This is a genomic window from Bradyrhizobium sp. AZCC 1578 (assembly GCF_036924675.1).
Classification (GTDB): Bacteria; Pseudomonadota; Alphaproteobacteria; order Rhizobiales; family Xanthobacteraceae; genus Bradyrhizobium.
This window is the reverse complement of record NZ_JAZHRZ010000001.1, coordinates 1,924,183-1,947,084: the sequence shown is the minus strand read 5'-3', so window position 1 is coordinate 1,947,084 and position 22,902 is coordinate 1,924,183. Positions and strand designations below refer to the sequence as shown.

At 62.7% G+C, this 22,902-nt stretch carries 17 protein-coding genes and 1 tRNA gene; 7 read left to right on the top strand and 11 right to left on the bottom strand.

The annotated features are described in order from the left end of the window. The first annotated feature begins 39 nt into the window (after positions 1-39). From V1290_RS09675 to V1290_RS09655, 5 genes are all read left to right on the top strand, one after another. Positions 40-993, top strand: coding sequence for a ring-cleaving dioxygenase (locus V1290_RS09675; RefSeq protein WP_334364192.1), 954 nt, complete (start codon positions 40-42; stop codon positions 991-993). Between the two features lie 128 nt (positions 994-1,121). Further along, on the top strand, positions 1,122-1,325 hold the full coding sequence (locus V1290_RS09670) for a type II toxin-antitoxin system VapB family antitoxin (RefSeq protein WP_334364191.1): 204 nt from the start codon (positions 1,122-1,124) through the stop codon (positions 1,323-1,325). Then, complete coding sequence (locus V1290_RS09665; protein WP_334364190.1) at positions 1,322-1,561, top strand: hypothetical protein; 240 nt, start codon at positions 1,322-1,324, stop codon at positions 1,559-1,561. Before V1290_RS09670 ends, V1290_RS09665 begins: the two co-directional genes overlap by 4 nt. 159 nt (positions 1,562-1,720) lie before the next feature. Continuing rightward, positions 1,721-2,710 (top strand): alpha/beta hydrolase family protein, encoded by a 990-nt coding sequence (locus tag V1290_RS09660; protein WP_334364189.1) that lies wholly within the window; start codon positions 1,721-1,723, stop codon positions 2,708-2,710. A gap of 22 nt (positions 2,711-2,732) precedes the next feature. Next, positions 2,733-2,990 carry a hypothetical protein gene (locus tag V1290_RS09655; protein WP_334364188.1) on the top strand — a complete coding sequence of 86 codons (258 nt, stop codon included), beginning with the start codon at positions 2,733-2,735 and terminating at the stop codon, positions 2,988-2,990. Between the two features lie 717 nt (positions 2,991-3,707). On the opposite strand, the gene V1290_RS09650 is transcribed toward V1290_RS09655, so the two are convergent. Next, complete coding sequence (locus V1290_RS09650) at positions 3,708-3,923, bottom strand: hypothetical protein (protein WP_057843360.1); 216 nt, start codon at positions 3,921-3,923, stop codon at positions 3,708-3,710. A gap of 622 nt (positions 3,924-4,545) precedes the next feature. Between V1290_RS09650 and V1290_RS09645 the strand changes: the two genes are divergently transcribed. Beyond that, a complete protein-coding gene (locus tag V1290_RS09645) occupies positions 4,546-5,667 on the top strand; it encodes a hypothetical protein (protein WP_334364187.1) in 1,122 nt (373 codons plus the stop codon). A gap of 96 nt (positions 5,668-5,763) precedes the next feature. Here the strand turns inward: V1290_RS09645 and V1290_RS09640 are convergent, their stop codons facing one another. Next, positions 5,764-7,026, bottom strand: a complete 1,263-nt coding sequence (locus tag V1290_RS09640; RefSeq protein ID WP_334364186.1) for a peptidase M15 — start codon at positions 7,024-7,026, stop codon at positions 5,764-5,766. Between the two features lie 200 nt (positions 7,027-7,226). Beyond that, positions 7,227-9,008 carry an acyl-CoA dehydrogenase gene (locus tag V1290_RS09635; protein ID WP_334364185.1) on the bottom strand — a complete coding sequence of 594 codons (1,782 nt, stop codon included), beginning with the start codon at positions 9,006-9,008 and terminating at the stop codon, positions 7,227-7,229. A 290-nt stretch (positions 9,009-9,298) separates the two neighbouring features. Between V1290_RS09635 and V1290_RS09630 the strand changes: the two genes are divergently transcribed. Continuing rightward, positions 9,299-9,373, top strand: a tRNA-Gln gene (locus V1290_RS09630). Between the two features lie 322 nt (positions 9,374-9,695). Here V1290_RS09630 and V1290_RS09625 read toward each other — a convergent pair. From V1290_RS09625 to V1290_RS09590, 8 genes are all read right to left on the bottom strand, one after another. Further along, positions 9,696-10,847 (bottom strand): alkaline phosphatase family protein, encoded by a 1,152-nt coding sequence (locus V1290_RS09625; protein WP_334364184.1) that lies wholly within the window; start codon positions 10,845-10,847, stop codon positions 9,696-9,698. Between the two features lie 23 nt (positions 10,848-10,870). Further along, the gene (locus V1290_RS09620; protein WP_334364183.1) at positions 10,871-11,734 is read right to left on the bottom strand and encodes an ABC transporter permease; all 864 of its coding nucleotides are present in this window, start codon (positions 11,732-11,734) and stop codon (positions 10,871-10,873) included. A 1-nt stretch (position 11,735) separates the two neighbouring features. Then, the gene (locus V1290_RS09615) at positions 11,736-12,671 is read right to left on the bottom strand and encodes an ABC transporter permease (protein WP_334364182.1); all 936 of its coding nucleotides are present in this window, start codon (positions 12,669-12,671) and stop codon (positions 11,736-11,738) included. Further along, positions 12,671-13,669, bottom strand: coding sequence for an ABC transporter ATP-binding protein (locus tag V1290_RS09610; protein ID WP_334364181.1), 999 nt, complete (start codon positions 13,667-13,669; stop codon positions 12,671-12,673). The genes V1290_RS09615 and V1290_RS09610 overlap by 1 nt, the downstream gene beginning before the upstream one ends. Next, the gene (locus V1290_RS09605) at positions 13,666-14,658 is read right to left on the bottom strand and encodes an ABC transporter ATP-binding protein (protein ID WP_334364180.1); all 993 of its coding nucleotides are present in this window, start codon (positions 14,656-14,658) and stop codon (positions 13,666-13,668) included. The genes V1290_RS09610 and V1290_RS09605 overlap by 4 nt, the downstream gene beginning before the upstream one ends. Positions 14,659-14,663: 5 nt before the next feature. Beyond that, entirely contained in the window at positions 14,664-16,301 is a 1,638-nt protein-coding gene (locus tag V1290_RS09600) for an ABC transporter substrate-binding protein (RefSeq protein WP_334364179.1), read from the bottom strand. A gap of 110 nt (positions 16,302-16,411) precedes the next feature. Continuing rightward, positions 16,412-17,239: a sugar phosphate isomerase/epimerase family protein gene (locus V1290_RS09595; RefSeq protein ID WP_247830608.1), complete on the bottom strand. Its 828-nt coding sequence runs from the start codon at positions 17,237-17,239 to the stop codon at positions 16,412-16,414. Positions 17,240-17,609: 370 nt separating this feature from the next. Next, complete coding sequence (locus V1290_RS09590; protein WP_334364178.1) at positions 17,610-22,442, bottom strand: NAD-glutamate dehydrogenase; 4,833 nt, start codon at positions 22,440-22,442, stop codon at positions 17,610-17,612. Positions 22,443-22,902 lie beyond the last annotated feature (460 nt).

Here is a 22,902-nt window from a genome sequence, read left to right as displayed (position 1 = left end):
AACTGTCCCGCCCACCGAAGTGACTACGAGGACAACGCAATGCAGCTAGGCGGAATTCATCACCTGACCGCGATCTCGGCGAAGCCGCGGGAGAATTTGGCGTTTTACAGCGGCCTGCTCGGCATGCGGCTGGTGAAGAAGACCGTCAACCAGGACGACGTCAGCGCCTATCACCTGTTCTATGCCGACGGCAAAGCCAATCCCGGCACTGATCTCACCTTCTTCGATTTTCCCGCGGCGCCCGAACGTCGCGGAACCAATTCGATCTCGCGCACCGGCCTGCGCGTCGCCGGCGAGAAGACCCTCGGTTACTGGCGGGATCGCCTCAAGAAGGCGGGCGCAGCGGCCCGCGATATCATCGAAGTCGACGGCCGCCTGACGCTGCCGTTCGAGGACGGCGAGGGGCAGCGGCTGGTGCTGGTCGACGATGGCGGTGTGGGGCCGGCCTCGCCATGGGAGCGCAGCCCAGTGCCCGTCGAGCACCAGATCCGCGGGCTCGGTCCGATCGTGCTGACCGTGCACGAGCTGTCGCGCATCGCCTTCGTACTGACCGAGGTCATGAACATGCGCCGCGTGCGCGAGTATGCCGCCCACGGCGCGGAGATTCATGTGTTCGAAATGGGCGAGGCAAAGGGACAGAGTAGCCCCGCCGCCGAATTGCACGTGATCGAAGCCAAGGGTTTAGCCGTCGCGCAGCAGGGCGCCGGCGGCGTGCACCATGTCGCATTCCGCACGCCGGACGAGGCGCAGTACCACGCCTGGACCCAGCGCCTGAACCAGTTTCGCATCCCCAACAGCGGCGAGATCGACCGCTTCTATTTCCGCAGCCTCTATTTCCGCGAGCCCAACGGCATCCTGTTCGAGATCGCGACGGATGGCCCCGGTTTTGCGACCGACGAGCCGATGGAAACGCTCGGCGAAAGGCTGGCACTGCCGCCGTTTCTCGAGCCGCGAAGAGCCGCGATCGAGGCGGGGCTGAAGCCGATTTCGTAGTTTCGTGGGATGGGTAGAGCGACTTGTCCGCTGTAGCTCAACGAGCGAAGGCGGAAGCGAGACCCATCAACCCGTGTCCGCCTATATGTGTATATCCTCGATCCATACACATCACATCGAGACTGGTCATGCGCACCAATATCGAAATCGACGACGCGCTGATGGCGGAAGCGCAGAAGGCTTCCGGACACCAAACCAAGAAGCAGACGGTAGAACATGCGCTGCGCCTGATGATCAAGCTGCGCGGGCAGCAGGACGTCGATACGGCTTTTGGCAAGTATTGCTGGCGCGGCAACCTCGCCCGTAGTCGCAAGGGACGAGCGGCCGGGTGAACGCTGCCGACGGCAGCGTCTGGATCGTCTTCCTCAACGGTCGCGATGCGCCGCATGTCCGGCGATTGCGCGCGCTGCTCGGCATGGAAGAGATCGTTGTCGGCGACTTGATGCTTTGCGAAGTGCTGCAGGGTCTCGACAGCGAGCGCGCGGCCCGGGAGGTCGAGACTCTGCTGCGCCGCTCCATGCGTGAACGCCGCCAGCGAACGGGCACGATGGAAGGCAGCAGTGCGTAGGATACGTAGAGCGCAGCGAAACCCATCACAACCCAGCGGTCAGTTAAGTGTATCGCTTCGCTCCACCCGTCTACGAGCCAGTTGATTCGAAGGCTTGCCACGATCGCGTCAGGCGTCCATTGTTGCGGGTGTTCACCGTGTAGTTGCAGGAAAGCCGCCTTGTTTCGTAAGCTTCAGCCCTTCGTACTTCTGGCGTTTTTGACGCTGTCACAGGCCGCCTGCGCCGGCGATCTCGTCGTCGACGGCGTCCCGCTTCCGTCTGGCGCAACTGTTGCGACGACGACGACAGGGAGTGCATTCCAGCAATGGAGCGGTGTTTGGGTTGGCGTGTGGCTCGGAAGCCCCAAACATATCCTGCTCGTTGAATCCATCGGCGAGGACGGCGCCGCGCGCGTTGTGTATGCGATTGGCGATAATCTCCGCGCCGGACGCCAGCGGAGGTGGTTACGCCTTGAGGGGGTTGCATCAGGGCGCACGCTCAAGGTGACGGGTAAGGGGTTTTCCGCAACTTACGAGATGACCGAGGACGGCGGTCTCAAGGCCCGCTTCGAAGGCGGCGACAGCGTCATCGGTGCGACGATGGCCAGGGCCGATTTTGCCTCTCTGATCCGGCCGGATGCCATCATCGCGTGGACGCGTGGCAAATCCGAATTCTTGCAAATCGATCTGGTCGAAGACGGTAAACCCGTGCGTCTTGAGGTGGTGGTTTTTCGTCCCTCCGGTGTGGGACCCTTTCCACTTGCCGTGATAAATCACGGCTCGACCGGGAGGGGTACCAACCCAGCCCTGTTCGCTGAAACCTGGCTCGTCACCGACCTTGCTGATTTTCTGAATGACCGCGGATGGATCGTCGCATTTCCGCAGCGTCGAGGCCGTGGCCAATCCGACGGGCTCTACGACGAAGGCTTGGCCGAGAACCGTATGCGCGGATACACCGGCGACATCTACACAACATTTCGTGGCGCGGATCGTGCATTGAGCGACATCGATGCTGCGATTACCGCGGCTTCGCCGACGGCAAGACGTTGCCCCGACACCGGTGCTCGTCGGTGGAAATTCGCGCGGAGGCGTGTTGTCGGTGGCCTATGCCGGGCTACATCCAGAGCAAGTCGTCGGCGTCATCAATTTTGTCGGCGGCTGGCTCAGTGAGAGTTGTTCGACCGGAAGCATCGTGAACCGCCTGCTTTTCGAGCGAGGTGCGTCTTACCGACGACCAACGATCTGGCTCTACGGTCAACACGACTCGAATTATTCCCTTGCTCACAGTCGAGAAAATTTTGCAGCTTTTGAAAAAGCTGGCGGCCAGGGCAAATTCCTGGAGTTTGACATGCCGGTCGGCCAGGGCCACTTCGTGGTTGGACGTCCGAACCTTTGGTCAGCCCCGCTCGACAGCTATTTGAGTTCGCTCGGCACGGCGGCGAAAAACTAGGACGTGCACTGCCTTTCGACCCAACGGTTTCAGTCTATCCCGGCCGTTGCTCGCAAAAACTAATTTCCCCAGCTAAATCAACGTGATTTGCCCCGTCCAGTCCCTTCCGAAAAAACAATTTCCTTTTCGATCACCCCAAATCAGCACTAAAAATCTCGCCGTCTCATCCCTCACGAGGGGCGGATCGCGATCGTCACGGACGCGGGGTGGGATGCGGTGGACGCAACAGCGTCAGGCGCGAGAAGTTGTTCGCAGGGCGGTTATCCGTGAGCGGACACGGCGCGCAAGACGTACGGCGCTGAAGCGTACGGCAAAACCGTGTGGTCCTGACACCCGTGGCTGGTGCCAAGCTGCCGGTGGCGAATTTGATCCAACCGGATCGATTTGGCCATCAAGCCGGCAGTGATGGAGGCAAGAGGAATTCGTCTCCAGGGAGAGCGCGGCATAAGCCGTCAAACCATTGCGCAGGGAATGCCGGAGTGCTCCGGCTGTACCTGTATGCTCGTGTGCGCATCTCACTCCATCTCTTGCACACGAGACCGCGGGTGCAGCAAGCACCCGGCATTCCCTGCTCCCTCTGTTCTGAGGGAAAAGGTCCATGCAAACCTCGGGCGCTAGCCGCGCCGCGAGAAGGCGAGATCATGCTTACGAACGTTGACGCAAACAAGTTCGTTATCAGGCAAAGAGCCGCGCCAGCGTGAGGCAGCCTGCGGCGCCTCAGGCTTCGTTCTTCGGAACGTACTTTCCGAGCACGCACTTGTATCGTTGCAATCGCCATTCGCGATACGGCCCCTTGGCGAGCCAGTCGGCGATTCCAATCTGCGCGTTGACCGCGCAGGCGCTCATGGTGATGCCGGACTGGTCACTGGTGGTGACGATTTTTTCGAGACAGAGCTGGCTGTTGCAGAGAACGGCGACGAGAGTAACGAGCATGGGTGACCTTCGTTGCTGAATACCCGGTTCGCTCACGCCATGCAGGGTTCGTGCCAGCAGGGTGCGCGCCCGGCCTTTAAGGAAATCGGCCCGTAAAACTACGCACTGCAAAGCCGCGCCGTTTTCGGCGCGGGACGATCTAGTCGAACGCTCAAGGGAAACAATTGCGGTGAAAGTAGAATCCGGGCGTGGGCGATTCGCAAAGCGTAGAACTACGGTCTCGGCGGCGGACTAGCCCGACTGTCATTATGCAGCAACAGTTATGCATGGCGTCGTTCGTAACGTAATGACGCTCAGCCGCATGGAAGATTTGGATTGTCCGACTGATTTTCTTCTCGACAACATTTCGGACTCAATCCTGACATCGCGCCATGTTCGCCTCGCGCGCAATGTGTGAAGCGGTTTCGCACGACGAGCAGGATGAGACATTCGTGCAACAACCGGCGTCCTAAATTCCGGAGGGCGAATCGTTGAGCAGCTACGGCCCGCTCATGGAGATATAATCGCATCGACGAATCCAGAAGGAGTTTTCGATGTCGAAGTTTGCGATTGGCGAGCAAGTCGAAAACGTTGCCAATGATCACGAGTCAGGGACAGTTGTCGCCGTGGTTCCGGGGGCTCCATGACAGGCCGTGCAACCACGCGAGCGATCTCCGCGACCGAACTGACGGACGGCGACAATGATGCTGCGCGCATCAGGCATCAGCTTGATGCCTGGGCCAACGCCTCACCTCGCGCCCCCAGATTGGTGGCGACACCGGCGGAAGAGTTCAGCACTGAACCGTCCGGCAAGACGCCCCCAGCAGCAAAGAAACGTGGCCGCGCCGCTTCAGCGGCAGGGCGTGCCAAGACCGGCAGGGCGACTAAGGCCAAGGCAACGGAAGACCAGGCAACGGAAGACAAGGCTACTGAGATCAGTAGCGAGCCGGAGGTGCCCAACGCACCGCTTGAGCCACCGCCGGTTTCCGCCGCGCCTGCTGTGCCTGAGATCGTTTCTCCCGTTCCCGCCCCACCAAGGAGCGAGCGCACCAGCCGGACCTTTGCCATTGCCGCGGCCCTCGCGCTGGCAACGGTTGCGGCCTATTTTTCAGTCGCTGGCATGGCCGAAATATTTCCCGGTGATCCGGTTGCCGTGATGGTGCTTGCCGCCACGATGGAGGCCGGCAAGCTGGTGATCGCCGGATGGCTGGCGGCGCATTGGCGCCGGACCAACTGGAAAATGCGTTTCGTCATGGTCGCGCTCGTTGCCGGGCTTGCGCTGATCAACGCCGCCGGCGTGTTCGGCAAGCTGGTCGAGGCGCATGTCAGCGTCGCGGCCACGGCGCGCTCCGGCGTCACCGAGCGCATCGAATCGCTCGACGCCCGCGTCTCGGCGCAATCGGCTGTCGTGGCCGATTTGGCCAACCGCATCGCGCAAATCGACCGTGCCGTGGATGAATCGACACGGCGCGGCCGGGTGACGCGGGCTATCAACATCGCAACACAGGAGCGCGCGACGCGGGACGGGCTGGATACGCAGCGCCAGACGGCCACCGCAACGCTGGTTGGACTGCAGGCGCAACGCGCGGCGCTGGCCGGCGAACGTTCGCGCATCGAGGCATCCGCAGGACCGATCCAGTATCTCGCGATGATGGTCGGTGCCGCACCCGAAGCCGCGGTTCGCTGGCTGATATTGTTGATGGTGCTCTGCTGCGATCCCGCAGCGATCGCCTTGACGGTCGCTGCGGCCAGTTCGCGACGCTAAGGAGTACACGTCAACTTCATTCGGTCCCGCATGTCGCTGAGGTCATGCGGGCTACGCGCTTCGTGCCAATGGCGGTAAGCGCGTCCCTTGGACCGGTTACATGGTCCTGCCTTTCGACAATTTCGCGGTCTTCGCCGGTTTTGCTGCCTTGTGATCGTGCCGTGCGGTCACACGGACGCGCTTCTTTGCACTCGCTTGCGCGTCTTGCGTCTTCGTTCCGCCGCGGCGAGAGGCGTACTCCTTGCCGTCGATCGGACCGACGTGCGGCGGATCCCGGTCGAGGTAGGGACGTCCGATTCCAAATTCCTTGCCGTGCTCGTCGATCCATTTCCAGAACTTTTCCGTGGAGACCCATCGCTGCGCCCGGCTTGCGCCCTTGACGCTCACCAGGTCAGCCGCGAGTCCGCGGCCGTAGCCGCCACGCAAACTCCCGCCATGGTAAGACCGATCGCTTGCCGCCTTCAGGCCGCTGGCGATTGCTTGACGGTAGTCATCGCGAAATGCGCTGGTGATGCCGGGCGAGAGCCCGGCCTGCTCGGCCGCGTGGAGCATATGAAAGAGCTTTAGCTTGAAGCTCTTGTCCATGCCGCCGATCACGTAGTCCATCATGGTCATGCCGGCTCTTTCCGCGGCCTTCGGGTCCTTCCACGTAAAATCCTCGTCGACACGCCTGGTAAAGGTTTTGGTGACAGTCACCGTCTTGCCCTTCCTCTTGACCGTCACTTTCCTCCGCTCATGCACCTTGATGGCGTCGATCTTGGGCGCGCGTTCGTAGAGGGCCCACAAATAGCGATCGATGCAGGGCTCCACGACCAGACATTCCTCGTTGATTTCGATGGCGCGCACAGCCTGCACGGCATTGTCGGGTGCGGAATCGGGCGTGATCGTCGTCGCAACCTCGGCGGAAGAAACTTCCGGCGGCAGTATCTCCGCCGGATCGGTCAGCGCGGCCACGACAACAGGTTTCGGCTCATCCGAGCTCGCGGTCGTGTCAGGAGCTTTCGACGTATCAGGAGCTTTCGTCGTGTCAGGCGCTTTCTCGATCACGGATGCGATAGGGATCGGCACATCGATGGCATCGATGGCGGCGCTTGCCAGGGCGATCACAGGCGGCGTGTGCGTAGGCGCGGCGGTTGCGGTGAGAGATGGCTCTTGACGTTCCACGACTGAAGGCGCCTCGGCCTTCTCGATGGAAGCAGCAGCATCCTTGGTGGAAGCGCGGACGACAGAAACGCTGACGCGTTCGGTGGAAGCCGAATCGAAGCCAGCGAGACAAACGAGAATCCAGCTCACGAGAGCCAGGGCCGCGAGAACGTTGATGCGGCGCTGCGCCGTCGTCGCCAATTGCCAGGGGTCCATGATCCGGCCTCCCAAGGCTCCGCATGAGCCTGATTACACAAGCACGCGACAGGGTTCATTCTTCGGATTGCGAAATCAATGCGCAACGGCCGGAGACTACGGGATTATCTGTTTTTTTAAGGGTGTTGCTTCAAAACCACGAGCGGCACAATGGAACTTATTGTGTATTTTTGGGACTTGTGTGCGGTACCGACAAGGACTTACCCCAGCAATGCCGCGTCCGCGCCGTTCACCGCATCGGCACTGTCGGTCACCGTCTTCTCCAGCGATCCCGCCTGCACGGTAATATTTTCCGCAAAGAACCGCGCAACCGTCACGTAGCGCTGCGGATCGCCGGCATCGCCATGGCTCTTCGCGGCCAGCGCTTCGCCGGCCAGCATGCAGCCGCCGAGCGTCGAGCCGAACAGGCGCAGATAAGGCGTGGCGCCGGCGAGCGCGTCGTTCGGCGCAGACGCCACGCGCTCCAGGAGCCACTTGCTGGCGCGCTCGAGCGAGCCGAGCGCCTCGCGCAGCTTCGCGCCGGTCGTGCCGAAGGCGGGATCGTTCGAGGTTTCGACCTGCTTGACGATGCCGCCGAGTTCGTCGAGCAGCGCCCACACCGATGCGCCGCCATTCGCCGCGAGTTTGCGCGTGACGAGGTCGATCGACTGGATGCCGTTGGTGCCCTCGTAGATCGAGGTGATGCGCGCGTCGCGGTAATGCTGCGCGGCGCCGGTCTCCTCGATGAAGCCCATGCCGCCATGAATCTGCACGCCGAGATACGTCACCTCGTTGCCGATATCGGTGGAGAATGCCTTTGCGATCGGCGTCAGCAGCGCGCCGCGCGCGGCCGCATCGGCGCGTACCTTCGGGTCCTTGGCGCGGGCGGAGATATCGAGCGCTACTGCCGTCGCGTAACAGATCGAGCGCGCCGCGGCCGTCATGCTGCGCATCTGCAACAGCATGCGCTTGACGTCGGGATGCACGATGATCGGATCGAGCCCGTCGCCCTTCTTGCCGATCGCGCGGCCCTGTTTACGTTCTTGCGCAAAGGCCAGCGCCTGCTGATAGGCGCGGTCGGCAATGCCGACGCCTTCGAGGCCGACGCCGAGGCGGGCCTGGTTCATCATCGTGAACATGCATTGCATGCCCTTGTTTTCCTCGCCGATCAGGTAGCCTATGGCGCCGCCACGATCGCCCATCGTCATGGTGCAGGTGGGGGAGGCGTGCATGCCGAGCTTGTGCTCGACGCCGGACGGATAGATGTCGTTGCGCTCACCGAGCGAACCGTCGGCATTGACGAGAAATTTTGGAATCAGGAATAGCGAAATCCCCTTGGTACCCGCGGGCGCATCGGGCAGGCGCGCCAGCACGAAATGAACGATGTTGTCGGTCATGTCGTGGTCGCCATAGGTGATGAAGATTTTGCTGCCCTTGATGCGGTAGGTGCCGTCGCCGGCGCGTTCGGCACGGGTGCGCAGCGCGCCGACGTCGGAGCCGGCCTGCGGCTCGGTGAGCTGCATGGTGCCGGTCCATTCGCCGGACACGAGTTTTTGCAGATAGATCTTTTTCAGTTCCTCGCTGCCATGGGCGTCGAGCGCCTCGATCGCCGAGAGCGTGAGCAGCGGGCAGAGGCCGAAGGCGATGTTCGACGCGCTCCAGATTTCGGTGCAGGCGGCGTTGATGGCGAGCGGCAAGCCCTGGCCGCCAAACGCTTCGGGGCCCGATACCGCGTTCCACCCGGCGGCGGCCCAGCGCTGGTAGGCATCGGGCCAGCCCGGCGCGGTCGTCACCTTGTTGTCGGCAAGCTTGATGCCGTGTTCGTCGCCCACCCGGTTCAGCGGCGCCAGCACGTCGCCGGCGAATTTGCCGGCTTCCTCCAGCACGGCGGCGGCGATCTCGGCGTCGAAATCGCCGTAATGGCCGGCCTTCACGGCCGCCTGGAGGCCGGCGCCGTGGTTGAGCGCGAGCAGGATGTCGGAGATCGGCGCGCGGTAAGTCATGACGAAAATCTCGCTTTTTGGGTAGTGAGCTGCCGCCGTCTTCCCACGAAACCGGGGTTCTCTCAACTCTCCGGTGGGCGGTATCGCTCCCGCCCGGGCGTGAGAAACCGGCTCGAGAGACCCGAAGCAGTGACCCTTTATAGTGACCCTTTATGGAGGGTCACGTCGAGGGAGCTGATTTTGGGTGAAATTCGCCCCCGCTGCCTGTTGAAATGGCGGGGCTCCCTCTATAGACCGGCGGTGCCGGACACGGATTGCATCGATCGGTCCCGTGTCCCGGCCAGGCCTTTTGGGGCGTAGCCAAGCGGTAAGGCAGCGGATTTTGATTCCGCCATTCGGAGGTTCGATCCCTCCCGCCCCAGCCAGCGGCTCAAGGTCCTGAGTTCGTTAGATAAACAGCTCTGTTCTCAGCCGAATTTCTGGCCGCGTTTGGAAATGGAGCTTCTGAAGCTCGGTCGAGAATCGAACTAAACGGCGTCGCGCGTCATGCTGACCATATCGTCTTATCTCCATGGCGTTGGCGCAATTTGGGGGGCGCGTGCTTGACGGCGGCGGAGCGTGTGCACGGGGCTACGGCCACTTCTGCAGCGCAGTTCCGTCGAACTCGTCCAAAGGAAGTTCGAGATGCGCCAGTGCCGTCGGCGCGATGTCGATGATGCGGCTCGTTCTCGTGTACGACGCGCCTGCCTAAAAGCCACGCCCTACCGCGATCAGCGTTGGCTGCGTTTCGTAAGCGCCCAGACCGCCATGCATACCGCGGTCTCGACGGGTCGCGTCCTCCTGTTCGGAAAACCGCACTGCCATGGCGGTCAGGCCGGGAACGCCGTTGCTGTTTGAGCCCGAGCTCTTCGCCATATCGACGGCCAGCAGATCGTCGCCGGGGATCTGGCCCAGTTCGGCAAGGTCCTCGCCGGATATGATGCGGCCAGCCCAGGGCTGTTCGCCGAGCCAGGAGGCGACCTCGCCGCGGCGCGACAATGCGCTGCCACCAAAGTGAATGAAAGCAGATGAGCCCTGCGGCGCGACGGCAATTTCGGAGCTTTCGAGCGAACTCTTGAATCCAGCCTCGAACAGTCGGCGCTCGACCGGAACTGTTTCCGTCACGGATTCATGTCCGTGATCGGAGCCTATCAAAAGGAGAACATCGTGGCCGTTATCCCGCAGCCGTTCGACTGCCTCACCAACCGCGCCGACATGATCATCGACCGCACGCAGCGCGAGGAGATGCTCCGGCGAGCCAAGTGGAAATGCGTGCATCGTCTTGTCCGGTTCGGATAACCACAAGGTGGCGATCGAAGGCGGATTCGAGGCGAGCTCGGCAAGAAAGCGATCTGTCAGCAAGGCATCACCGATGCTTCCAGGCGGCGCATCGATCGTCTCCTTGAGAGGCTGTCGCCCCGGAGCGTAAGACAGCTCGCGATGCAGCAAGGTTCCGTGACCGTACGAATCATGGAAGAAAGCCGCTCCGGGCGAGACGTTGGAGCACAGGACGGCGCCGTTGAGAGGTGCCACGCGTTCGGCCAATGATCGGCGCGCCAACAGGCGGCCGAAGTGATCGCGATAGGTATCGTAGAACGCCGGTTTGCCGGCGTCATGGACTTCATGCCCGTCGACCACAGGCAGCGCGACGGTATTGCCGCGCAGGCCATGCGATCGTGGCCATGAGCCGGTGGCGATCGAGGCAGAGGAGGCGCGAGTGGCCGATGGAAAAATTCCCCGGTGATTTGCGAACCACGTTCCTGCACGCCTTAGGCGAGCCATGTGCGGGGTCGTCTCGTCAGAGACAAAATCCGGCCTGTGGCCGTCGCAAATGACGGTGACGACGATGGGGTGGGGCATGACGATATCCGGAAGCAGAGGGGCTATTTCAGGGTTGGATCAAGCTTGTCGCGCAGCCAGTCGCCGATGATCGAGACGGCAAGGGTCGTCAGGACGATGGTCGTGGCCGGGGCAAGCATGATCCACGGTGCGCGGCCAAGATATTCGCGGGCATAGCCGACCATGTTGCCGAGGCTGGTCATTGGCGGCTGCACGCCGAGGCCCAGAAACGACAGCCCGGATTCGAGCAGGATCACTTCCGGGAATACCAGCGTCATCGAGACGATCAGGGTAGATGCGATGTTGGGAAGAATGTGCCGGACATAGATCCGGGACGGCGTCGCGCCGAGTTGCCTGATAGCTCCCGCATAGCCCTGTGCCGCGGCCGAGATAGCAAGGCCGCGCGCAATCCGCGCGTAGCGCTCCCAGCCATGGAGCCCCATGAGACATACGAGGAGCGGCAACGAACTGCCAAAGAAGGCCAGCACGGCGAGCGCCAGGATCAGGAACGGCATGCTGGCCTGAAAATCAGCCAGCATGAGCACAATCTGTTCGATCAGGCCGCGGAAATGCGCTGCCAGGAAGCCGAGCAAGGTGCCAAGCACGGCGGAGATCGCCGTCGCGCCAAAGGCGATCAACAACGAAATCCGGATCGAGAATAGTAGGCGCGAGAGCACATCGCGGCCGAGTTCGTCGGTCCCAAGCCAATGCGCCGCATTGCCGGGCATCGACAGCCGGTTCTTCAGGTCCATTCGGGTCAGGCTGTAGGGCGCGATGGTGTCTGCAAGCAGTGCGACGACAAGGATTGCTAGAATCCAGACAATCGCCATCACCACCGCAGTCGGAATTTTCGGCAGCGAGAGACGTCGACGGGCGGCGCGCTGCTGCGGAAGCGACAGGTCGACCATCTCAATGCGCTCCCGCCTGTGTTCCGGTCCGCAGCCGCGGGTCGAGGAATCCGTAGAGGAAATCGACGGCCAGATTTGAGGCGACCATCGTCGCAGCTACCAGCAGCAGGACACATTGGACCACCGCGAGATCGCGGTTGGCTACCGCGACCACCAGCAGCCTGCCAACGCCCGGCCAGGAAAATACGCTTTCGACGACGACGGCACCGGCGATCAGCGTCCCCACCATAAAACCGACGATCGTCACGGTGGGGATCGCCGCATTTGGCAGCGCATGCCGGGCGACGACCGCGCGCCATGCGAGACCCTTGGCCGATGCCGTCCGCACATAGGGTTGACCAAGCACCTCCAGCATCGCGCTGCGGGTGAAGCGCGCCAGCACCGCAGCGCCGCCGATACCGAGCGTGATGATGGGCAGGATGGCATGCCGCCAGCTATCCTGACCACCAGAGGGTAACCAGCCGAGCTGTACCGCGAAGATGAGGACGAGCACGAGGCCGAGAACGAAGCTCGGGACGGTGAAGCCGGCCACGGCCGCGGCCATCACCACGCGGTCGATGATGCGGCCGCGGTAGAGCGCGGCAAGGATGCCGGCAGGAATGCCGATGCCAAGCTTGAGGAGCAGCGCCGGAATTGTGAGAACCAGCGTCGCCGGAATCCGCTCCGCGACCAGTTCGATCGCCGGTCGCCCGTCCCGCATCGAGCGGCCGAGTTCGCCACGAGCGATCGCCCCGAAATAGTCGAGATACTGCATCCAGATCGGGTCATCGAGTCCCCAGGCCTTGCGGAAGGCGGCGATCACCTCCGGCGGCGCTTCCGGTCCCATGATGATCAGCGCCGGATCACCGGAAAGGCGCAGCACGACGAAGGCGAAGGTGACGACCAGCGTGATGGTGAGCATTGCGCGGGCAATGCGGACGGCGAAAAATCGCAGCATCAGGCGGCGGCCTCCGAGGCGGCCGGGACGGTCCCGGTATCGATCAAATGGCAGGCAACGCTGCGGTCGGGTGAGATCTCAACGAGTGTCGGCGATTCCACGCGGCAGCGTGCGAAGGCGTGAGAACAGCGCGGGTGAAAGGCGCAGCCGCGCGGACGGGCGGCGGGATTTGGCGGATCGCCGGTCAGAACGATCCGCTTGTTACTGCGTCGCCCTGGTGCCGGCGATGCGGAGACCAGCGCGCGTGTATAGGGGTGCTGCGGGGTGGCGAAGAGGTGGTCCGCGTCGCCGAGCTCAACGATACGGCCAAGATACATCACCGCGACCCGCTTGCTGATCTGTCGCACGACGCGCAAGTCGTGGCTGATGAACAGCATGGTGAGGCCTAGTTCCGCCTGCAGGTCGATCAGCAGGTTGATGACCTGGGCCTGGATCGATACATCGAGCGCGCTGACCGGTTCGTCGCAGACCAGGAAGTCCGGCCGCGTTGCCAGCGCTCGCGCAATTACCGCCCGTTGCCGCTGACCGCCGGAGAGCTCGTGCGGATATCGCAGCCCTTGATCGTGCGAGAGGCCGACCGAACGGAGCAGTTCGTCGGTGCGCGCTGCGCGGGAGGCATCGTCACCGATAGCGTGGATGTCGAACGGTTCGCGAACTTGTCTCGCGATCGTCCAGCGGCGATCGAGTGCTCCGAGGGGGTCCTGAAATATCATTTGCATGCGGGCACGTTGAGAGCGCCATGCCGGAGATCCGATCGTCGTCATTGCCGCCCGTTCGAAGGCGACCGAGCCGCTGTCAGGCGCTTCGAGCCCGAGAACCATCCGCCCAGTGGTCGACTTGCCGGAACCGGACTCGCCGACGAGACCGAGTGTTTCGCCGCGTTGGATGTCGAACGAGACGCCGTCGACCGCGCGCACATCTGTGACACGCCCGAACATGCCGGTTCGCATGCGATAGCTGCGGACGACGGCTTCGACCTTGACGACAGGCGCCGTCATTCTGCCGCTGCCTCCAGCACAGGCGAATGCAGCGGAGCACCGCCCTCCAGCATGCAGGCGAGCCGTCGCCGTTCGCCGATTGCGCGCAGAAGCGGCGGCTTGTTTTCGCAGAGCCGGTCGGACGAAGCGCAGCGCGGCGCGAACGCGCAGCCTGGCGGCATCGCCTTCGGATTCGGCACCATGCCGGGTATGGCGGTCAATCGGCGACGCGGACCGTCGATCGGCGGCAGCGCGCCCGTCAGGCCCCGCGTATAAGGATGACGCGGATCGGCGAATAGCTCGTCCGCCGCGGCTTCCTCGACGATGCGGCCCGCATACATCACGGCGACCCGGTCGCAATTTTCCGCAACGACGCCGAGGTCGTGACTGATGAGCACTAGCGCCATTCCCATCTCGCGCCGGACACTGCCGATCAGTTCGAGAATCTGAGACTGAATTGTCGCGTCGAGCGCCGTCGTCGGTTCGTCGGCGACCAGCAGGTCCGGGTCTCCCGCAAGCGCCATGGCAATCATGATGCGCTGGTTCTGGCCGCCCGAGAATTCGTGCGGATAGGCGGAGAGGCGTCGCTCCGGATCGGGAATGCCGACAAGATCGAGCAGACGCCGGGCTTCAGAGCGGATCGACGCGCCGGAGATGCCCCGATGCAGTGCGAGGCTTTCACCGATCTGCTTGCCGATGGACAACACCGGATTGAGTGCGCTTGCCGGATCCTGAAAGATCATGGCGATCCGCCCGCCGCGAACCCGGTCGAGTTCGACCGGCGCGGCGCCGAGGATGTCGGCTCCTTCCAGCCTGACGCGGCCGCCAATCGAGGCGGCCTTCGGCGGCAGCAGACCGAGGGCAGCGAGCCAGGTGACGGACTTGCCTGATCCGGACTCGCCGACTAGGCCGAGCGCTTCGCCGCGCTCGACCTGCAGATCGATCCCGTGCAGCACCGCTGCCCCATCAAAGGCGACCGTGAGGCTTTCGATCGAGACCAGCGGCGCCATCGGCTTCAGACCTCGAAATTGCCGGCGCGGAAATCCATCGCGAAGGCCGGCGCAGCCTTCCATTTGATTGACTTCGGCTTGGCGGTGAAGACCGCGTTCTGGTGCAGCACCGTGTAGGCGGGGTCTTCGCGCTCGCAGATTTCCAGCATGCGGCGAAAGGCCTTCCTGCGCGCGGGGCGGTCGGTCGAGGTTTCCAGAAATTCCGAGAGCGTATTGACTTCGGCATTTGCGTATTCGCCGATCTGCTGCTGCTGGCCGTTCGGCCCGTGCTGCGCGACGATGGAAGAAACCGGATCGTTGAACGGTGCGGAGTTGGACCAGTCACGCACCGCGCGGGTGTTGGAGCGCTCCATGATCTGGGTCCAGTTTTCCTTGGTCTCGATCTGGACGTTGAGGCCGACGGCCTTCCACATCTCAACGAGGATCTGCGCGGTCGCCACCTGGTTGGTATAGTAGTTGTTGAGCAGCCGGTATGGAATTGCATCGCCCTTGTAGTTCGCCTGCTTGAGGAGATCCTGCGCCAAAGCTGGATTGTATTCCGGAACCGTCCAGTCGGCCTGGAACATGTCGGCGTAATATTCCCACTGCAGGCCACGCGGTACGCGCGTGCGTCCAGACCAGAGGCTGTCGACGATCGCCTGCCGGTCGATCGCATGGGTGAAGGCGCGGCGCACCAGCGGATTGGCGAGCTGCGCATGATTTTTGTCGAACACGGTCAGGCGGTGGTTGAGGATCGTGCCGCCCTGAACTTCGAAGGCGGCATTCTTCTCGATGCCGGCTATCTGGTCCGGCGGAATGTCGCAGGCGAACTGATAGTCGCCGGAAATGAGTCCGTTGACGCGGCTCGAAACTTCTGGAACTTCGACGAACCGGATGCGCTTCAGGGGCGGCCGACCACCCCAGTATTCGTCATGGGCCTCCAGCGTCAGCGACACGTCAGGTTTGAACTCGACGACCTTGTAAGGACCAGTCGTGACCGGCTTGCGCGCCCAGTCGAGGTAGCTCGCAGCCTCTTCCCAACCGCGGCGGCTCAAGATGTTGGAGCCGTAACGGGACAGGCGGCCTTCCAGCGTTACGTCCGGCGTCGCATTGACGAAGCGCACCGTGTATTTGTCCACGGCGTCGACGCGCAGGAGATCCGGCCAGATGCGGCGGGCCGTGGCAGAGACTTCAGGCGGCAGTTCCTTGCCGGGGCGGGGCGTTGGGATCTGTTCGAACGCCTTGATGGTCGTGCGGTTCTTGGCCTCGGTGCTGCCGAACATGCGCTCACGGCCGAAGCTGAACACGACGTCCTCTGCGGTCATCTCGTCGCCATTGTGAAACTTCACGCCCGGACGCAGTTTCAACTCGACGGTCTGCTCGTCGATGCGGCGCCATTCCGTGGCGAGACCGGGGACTGTTTCCAGGCTGCCGCGCCAGTTCTTGCCGATCAGCGCCTCCCACAGCGAGGAGAAGAACACGCGCTCTCCGACGTTGGACTGCTCGCGCAGCACATCCAGCGTGTTCGAATTGGTGACCTTCTGCACCGCGATCGTGATCGTCGGCCGGTTGTCAGTCTGCCCAATCGCGAAGCGTGGCAGCAGCAGCGTGCCGGCTGCGGCGGCGCCGAGGCCGACGACCGAACGGCGGGAGGGGCGTATCATGGACTTCTCCTTCTCAGACAAAGCAAGCCGATATTTCGCGCACGAGACCCTTGCCTGATCGCGGCGAAGGTGAACCGGATGCAACACGCCCAGGCCGCGCGGCCGTCGTGTCAGACCACCAATCCCAGCGCTTCGAGATGCGCCGCGCCTGCGCGGATGTTGGTCTGGTCCTTCACCTCAATGATCAGGCGCGGACGGGATGAAAGACGGCCCAGCGCGCGAAAGACCGCCGGCCAACCGACGTTGCCTTCGCCGGGAAGCCAGTGCCGGTCCGCATAGCCATCGGTGTCCTGGATGTGGACATGGGCAAGCGCGTCGCCAGCGGCATCGACGTAGAAATCGGCGGGCGGAGCGCCGGTGGAGCCGTGGGCGTAGTTTGCATGGCCGGTATCCAGCGAGACGCGCACGGCAGGACTTGCGAAACTATTCGCAAGTTCCACACGGTCCATTGGATCCTTGTCCTCGATGTTTTCAATGACGAGTTCGCAGCCGATGCCTTCGGCGCGCTTCACGACATTCCCGAGCGTCGCGTGGACGCGCTCGATGACGCGCGCGCGGGCACCGGGATTGATATCGAGATTGTTGTAATCCCAGGTCGAGTAGGGCGAATGGATGACCATCTGTGTTGCGCCAAGGGCTTCGCAAACCTCGAGCCCCTGAAGCAAACGCTTGGTGACGACCGCGCGGATCAGCGGATCCTGGCTGTCGATCTTGAAGCCCCAGAAAGGCCCGTGAATGCCAAGCCGGCCTTTATAGCCGTCGAGAAGCTTGCGGATCGACTCAACCTGTGCGCGCCAATCGCCGTCAAGCGTCTCCGCCTCGAAGAAGTCCTGGATCTCGAGGTCGCGTTGTCGTTCGAGAATCCAGTTCCGATGCAACGCGAGGGTCGTGCTGGTCAACGCGGCGCCAACTACCGGAAGATCGGACGAGGCGGGCATCGTAAACTCCACAAGCGGCGTAATCTGCTGTCAACATGACCGGCTATAAGCAAAGCATGACGTGCGCATGACTGGATGGAGCGCCTGGGTTTTCGGCAGCGCATATGAACTCGTTTTCAACAACGGCGCTGTCGTTCTTTCGCATCGGCGTCGAGTTTCCGGCTCTTCGCGGTCGACACGTGCGCGGCACGTTGCCTCAAATTTTGCAAGACTGATCCTGCCTGCGAGAGGCTACCTCTTCATTTGGAAACGATTGTCAAGCTATTGAAATTGCGTGCGATTTTGCACGCAAGCCGGCGACTTGTTGCAATCCGGTCCGGCAGGTTGATGGTCTGGACATCGCAGCTCTCGTCTCGCCGCGGCGCGCCCATCAACTCTTGACCAAATCCCCCAGCAGGTTCGCCGTCACAGTCAGCTTGGCGAGCGTCAGTCCGCTGACAGCGATCTCCTCGACGGAGCGGCGGATGCGCGTCGCCTCAGGATGAGCCGCGAGCCAGGTCTCGGTAGCCTGCTGGCCGCATTGGCCGGTTGTCAGCATATCCGCGGCCAATCTTCTTTCGGCTGCTGCGATCTGGTCAATCGCGCGGTCGATGGCGAGACGTTCGAAGTGATCGTTTGCCGGCACGCTGCGCGCGGCGACGATGATGGGATGAAGGTGGAAATTGGCCTCGGCAGCGAAGAAGGTCGTGGCGGCGTCGCCGATGGCGCGGCTGGTGCGCTCGGCGACAGTCACGATATCCGGTGCGGAGACCAAGGCGTCGAGATCGGCGAGTTCGTTTGCGAGGTCGGTGGGGACGCCGGCATCGACCAGGTCCCGTCGCCGCTTGCTGCGGCCAGACTGCAGGTCCTGCGGCAGGGCGTTGTCGAGCCCGGCGGCGATCTCTCGGATACTCGGGCCGAAGCGCGAGATGACCGCATCCAGGCCGGCTTTGAAATCAACGTTGCGCACATACCAGATCATGCGGGAGAGCAGGAGATCCTGAATCGCCGCGTAGAGGCCGAGTTGGACTTGACCGTTGATCTCCGTGTCAAGCGCATCAATCGCGTTGTTCAGCCGCTCGAGACCATAAGATTCCTCCACCGCCACGAAGGCCATGGCGATGGTGGATACGTCGGCGTCCGTCTCATCGATCAGGCGGCCGATGCAGGTCGGGCCGCCGCGATTGATTACGGCATTGGCAAGATTGGTGGAGATAACCTCCCGGCGCAGACGATGGTGTTTCATGGAATCGGGGAACTTGTCTCGAATCTCGTGCGGGAAATATTTTGACAATTCGCCGATGAGATAAGGGTCGTCCGGCACGCTTGTGACGAGCAGATCATCGTAAAGGGTAAGCTTGGCATAGGCGAGCAGGACGGCGAGTTCTGGCCGCGTAAAGGGCTGGCCGCGCTGGGTGCGCGCGGCGATCGCGACGTCGTCCGGCAGGAACTCAACGGCGCGGTCGAGGAGGCCCCTCCGCTCGAGCGCTTGCATCAGGCGGGCAAGGAAGCCATTGTCGGCCACGCCCTTGCGTTCGGCCAGCGACAACGCCAGCGACTGAAGGTAGTTGTTGCGAAGCACCAGCGTGCCGACCTCGTCGGTCATCGCGGCAAGCAGGCTGTTGCGGTCACTCGGACTGAGGCGTCCCTCGCGTTCGGGACGCGCCAGCGCAATCTTGATATTGACCTCGACGTCGGAAGTGTTCACTCCCGCCGAATTGTCGATGGCATCGGTGTTGAGCTTGACGCCTCTCTGCGCCATTTCGATGCGGCCGCGCTGGGTCGCGCCGAGATTGGCACCTTCGCCGATCACCCGGGCGCGGATGTCAGAACCGGTAACACGGATCGGATCATTGGCCCGATCGCCCGCCTGATCGTCGCTTTCCGTAGACGCGCGGACATAGGTGCCGATGCCGCCAAACCAGAGCAGGTCGACGCGTGCCTTCAGAATCGCCGTCATCACCTCGAAAGGCGTGGCCTGCGGCTTGTCGAGATCCAGCAGGGTGCGCACTTCCGGCGCGAGCGGAATCGCTTTGAGCGAACGCGAGAACACGCCGCCGCCCTGCGAGATCAGCGATTTGTTGTAGTCCTGCCAGCTCGACCGCGGCATGTTGAACAAGCGCAGGCGCTCGGCGTGGCTGATGGCAGGGTCGGGCGAGGGATCGATGAAGATGTCCCGGTGGTCGAAGGCCGCCACCAGCCTTGTCGCCGGCGAAAGCAGCATGCCATTGCCGAAGACGTCGCCGGACATATCGCCGACACCTGCAACGGTGAAGGGCATGGTCTGGATATCGGTGCCGAGCTCGCGGAAATGGCGCTTGACTGCTTCCCACGCACCGCGCGCGGTGATGCCCATCTTCTTATGGTCATAACCTTGGCTGCCGCCGGAGGCGAAAGCGTCACCGAGCCAATGGTCCTTCTCGACTGAGATCGCGTTGGCGGTGTCGGAGAAAGTCGCCGTGCCCTTGTCGGCCGCGACGACGAGATAGGGATCATCCTCGTCGTGCCGCACGGTGTCGTCGGGCGGCACGATCGCATCGCCATTGAGATTGTCGGTAAGTTCGAGCAGCGAGCGAACGAAGATGCGATAGGCTTCGGTGCCTTCCGCCATCCAGGCCTCACGATTGGAGGGCGGCGGCAGGCGCTTGGGCACGAAGCCGCCCTTAGCGCCGACCGGTACGATGACGGCGTTCTTGACCTGCTGTGCCTTGACAAGGCCGAGGATCTCGGTGCGGAAATCCTGCGGCCGGTCGGACCAGCGCAGGCCGCCGCGCGCGACCTTGCCGAAACGTAGATGGATACCTTCGAGACGCGGCGAATAGACAAAGATCTCGTAGAGCGGTCGCGGAGCCGGCAGGTCATCGATTTTGCGGGCGTCGAACTTGAAGGAAATCACCGGACGCGGATGTCCGTCCGGGCCAATTTGCCACAGGTTGGTGCGGACGATGGCCTGCACCAGATTGGTGAAGCGGCGCAGAATGCGGTCTTCGTCTAACAAGGCGACGGATTTGAGCTGCCCCTCAATCTCGGCGAGGAGCGCCGTCTCCCGCGCCGAGCGCTCGGCATTGGTGGCGGCGAGCCGCGGGTCGAAGCGAGCCTGGAACAGCGCGACGATGCTGGTGGTGATTGCGCTGTTCTTGCGCAACGTCCCCCACATATAGTCCTGGCTGAACGGAGCGCGGATCTGGTGCAGGTAGCGGGAGAGGGCGCGGATGGCCGAAACTTCGCGCCAGCTCAAGTGCGTGCGCAGGATAAGGGCGTTGTATCCGTCGGATTCGGCGCGATCGCCCACCACCGCCATGATCGAGGCTTCCAGGCGACGGCCGAATTCCGCGGTAATAATGATCGGCTTGCCGTCATTGGCCTCGATCGTCATGTCGTGTAGCCAAACCGGTGCGGGTGCAGGCGTGGCGCTGGGCGTAATCTGGTAGGTGCGCTCGTTGACGACGCGCAGGCCGTGATTTTCGATTACCGGGACGCGATAGGACAGTGATAGCGGCGTGCCGCGCGAAAAGACCTTAAGGCCGAAACGCGTCGGATCATCGCCGTCGATGCGGTAGACCGAAAGCGCCACGGGACGAGCAGCGCTGAGCTTTTCGATGGTGGCGATGTCAGTGATGGCCTGTGAGGCGTCGAAGATCTCCGTATAGCCGCCGGTAAAGGCCCGGGCGTAACGGTTCGCGAGCAGGCGAGCCCGCATGCCGTCAGTGGTGGTCGCAAGCGCAGCTTTCAGCTTGTCGCCCCATGTTGCGATGATTGCGCTGATCCCGCCTTCAAGCGTGGCGCGCTCGACGACGGGCGTTTTGCCTTCATAGCGCCCGATGATGTAATGGACGCGCGCAAGCGGACCTTCGGGGAAGGACACGTAGGAGGCTGCCAAGGTCCCCTTGTATTCCTGGGCCAGGAAGGCGGCGACACGCGTCCGTACGTCGGTGTCATACTTCTCGCGCGGAATGAACACGAGAATGGAGACGAAGCGGTCAAACTTGTCAGCTCGTGCCAACGCCCGCAAGCGAGGGCGCTCATAAAGCATCAGGACTTCCATGACGAAATTATAGAGCGTCTCGATATCGACCTGGACGATCTCGTCGCGCGGATATTCTTCGAGGATATGCAGCAGCGCCTTGCCGGAATGGCTGTTGGGGTCGAAGCCGGCGCGCTCGAGCACCTGCGCCACCTTGTGGCGGACGTAGGGGATTTGTCGCACCGAACGAGTATAGGCGCCCGAGGTGAACAGACCGACGAGGCGCAGTTCGCCGTCGAGCCGGCCGTCCGGTGTGTACAGTTTGATGCCTACGTAGTCCATCCGGACGCGGCGATGGACGCGGCTGCTGACATTGGCCTTGACAACGATGAGGAGTGTCGGCTCGCGCATAAACTCGCGGATTTCCTGTGTCATCACCACCATTTCGGTGCCGCGGCGCAGCACCCTCACATCAGGATCACGCAGGATGCCGAGACCTTCGCCGCTGCTGATCTCGTCCGACGCAGCGCTGTCGGGCGAGAAGCGATATTCGCGCAGGCCCAGGAAGGTGAAATTGTCGGCGCACAGCCATTGCAGGAACTGGTTGGCTTCGGCGACCTCGTCGATCGGCAGCGGCGGCGGATTGGAGCTCAAGGTCTTGATCGCCCCTTCGACGCGGGCGCGCATGGCTCGCCAGTCGGTCACGCAAGCGCGCACGTCGTTCAGCGTCTTGGTGAGGCCGTCGATCAGTTTCTGCCGGTCGTCAGCGGCGTCGAGACGGGCGATATGCAGATGGATCAGGCTTTCGCGCTCGCCCTCTGACCCTTCGGGCAGTGTTTCGCCATAGAAGCGCAGCAGCTTGCCGTACGCGTCGCGCTCGACGGCTATGATCGGATGGGCGACCAGCGTGACTTCGATGCCCTGCTCGGCGAGTTCCGCCATGGTCGAATCGAAGAGGAAGGGCATGTTGTCGTTGAGAACTTCGAGCACTGAAATCTCGCGCCCGTCCGGCATCATTGGATTGATGACGCGGATATCGGCACGGCCTGCCGCGCGTTGCTGCACATGCTCCCAAGCCTGTTCCGCCAGGAAGGCGAGGGACGCGGCATCGTAGCTGGTGAGATCCTCGCTATTGGTGTGGCCGAACAGAAGCTCGGCAAAAGTCCGGGGGGTCTTGCCCGGCTGGACGCTTCCCGCTGCATCGCGGATCAGGGTTGCCCTGACCCTGTCGTCACGCCAGGACGTCATAACGTCCTCCATTTTCCGCGCCATCCGACCGCAGGCGCGATCGTCCGCTTGACCTTGGAGTGCATCTCTTCGAGGGCCATTGTCCCGACCGCGATTGATCGCGTAAGGGAAATCCTCGGTCTCGGAGCTTCAATAGCTCCTGAAGACAATACCATCCTAGAGCGGCCCCCGCCAGCTATAGCGGTGCCATCCCAGTTCTACAATGCCCGTGGAGAAGCTCGCCGTGTGCGGTGCGTTCCACGTCCCGATCTGCTCGGTCGCTTCCATGAGTCGGAAGATTGAAGAAGATATCGCAGGTTCGGTTGGTGTGGGGAAAGGCGGTAACGGCCCCCCGCTACCACGGGCCGCGATTTTCTACGCCAAGCTACGATCTTCTGCGATTTCGTACTCCTGACGGTAGCGGTTGGAGCCCGCTGGCGGCCCCGAAATGTCAATGCAGGCAGCTCGCCGCATGGTCGCAAGCCGTACTGCA

Excerpts from the sequence above, each read along its gene's own strand:
- V1290_RS09620 (WP_334364183.1), bottom strand. The coding sequence starts at position 11,734 with ATGGTCGACCTGTCGCTTCCGCAGCAGCGCGCCGCCCGTCGACGTCTC.
- V1290_RS09645 (WP_334364187.1), top strand. The coding sequence starts at position 4,546 with ATGACAGGCCGTGCAACCACGCGAGCGATCTCCGCGACCGAACTGACG.
- V1290_RS09615 (WP_334364182.1), bottom strand. The coding sequence starts at position 12,671 with ATGCTGCGATTTTTCGCCGTCCGCATTGCCCGCGCAATGCTCACCATC.
- V1290_RS09670 (WP_334364191.1), top strand. The coding sequence starts at position 1,122 with ATGCGCACCAATATCGAAATCGACGACGCGCTGATGGCGGAAGCGCAG.
- V1290_RS09640 (WP_334364186.1), bottom strand. The coding sequence starts at position 7,026 with ATGGACCCCTGGCAATTGGCGACGACGGCGCAGCGCCGCATCAACGTT.
- V1290_RS09595 (WP_247830608.1), bottom strand. The coding sequence starts at position 17,239 with ATGCCCGCCTCGTCCGATCTTCCGGTAGTTGGCGCCGCGTTGACCAGC.
- V1290_RS09650 (WP_057843360.1), bottom strand. The coding sequence starts at position 3,923 with ATGCTCGTTACTCTCGTCGCCGTTCTCTGCAACAGCCAGCTCTGTCTC.
- V1290_RS09605 (WP_334364180.1), bottom strand. The coding sequence starts at position 14,658 with ATGGCGCCGCTGGTCTCGATCGAAAGCCTCACGGTCGCCTTTGATGGG.
- V1290_RS09625 (WP_334364184.1), bottom strand. The coding sequence starts at position 10,847 with ATGCCCCACCCCATCGTCGTCACCGTCATTTGCGACGGCCACAGGCCG.
- V1290_RS09610 (WP_334364181.1), bottom strand. The coding sequence starts at position 13,669 with ATGACGGCGCCTGTCGTCAAGGTCGAAGCCGTCGTCCGCAGCTATCGC.
- V1290_RS09600 (WP_334364179.1), bottom strand. The coding sequence starts at position 16,301 with ATGATACGCCCCTCCCGCCGTTCGGTCGTCGGCCTCGGCGCCGCCGCA.
- V1290_RS09635 (WP_334364185.1), bottom strand. The coding sequence starts at position 9,008 with ATGACTTACCGCGCGCCGATCTCCGACATCCTGCTCGCGCTCAACCAC.
- V1290_RS09675 (WP_334364192.1), top strand. The coding sequence starts at position 40 with ATGCAGCTAGGCGGAATTCATCACCTGACCGCGATCTCGGCGAAGCCG.
- V1290_RS09590 (WP_334364178.1), bottom strand. The coding sequence starts at position 22,442 with ATGGAGGACGTTATGACGTCCTGGCGTGACGACAGGGTCAGGGCAACC.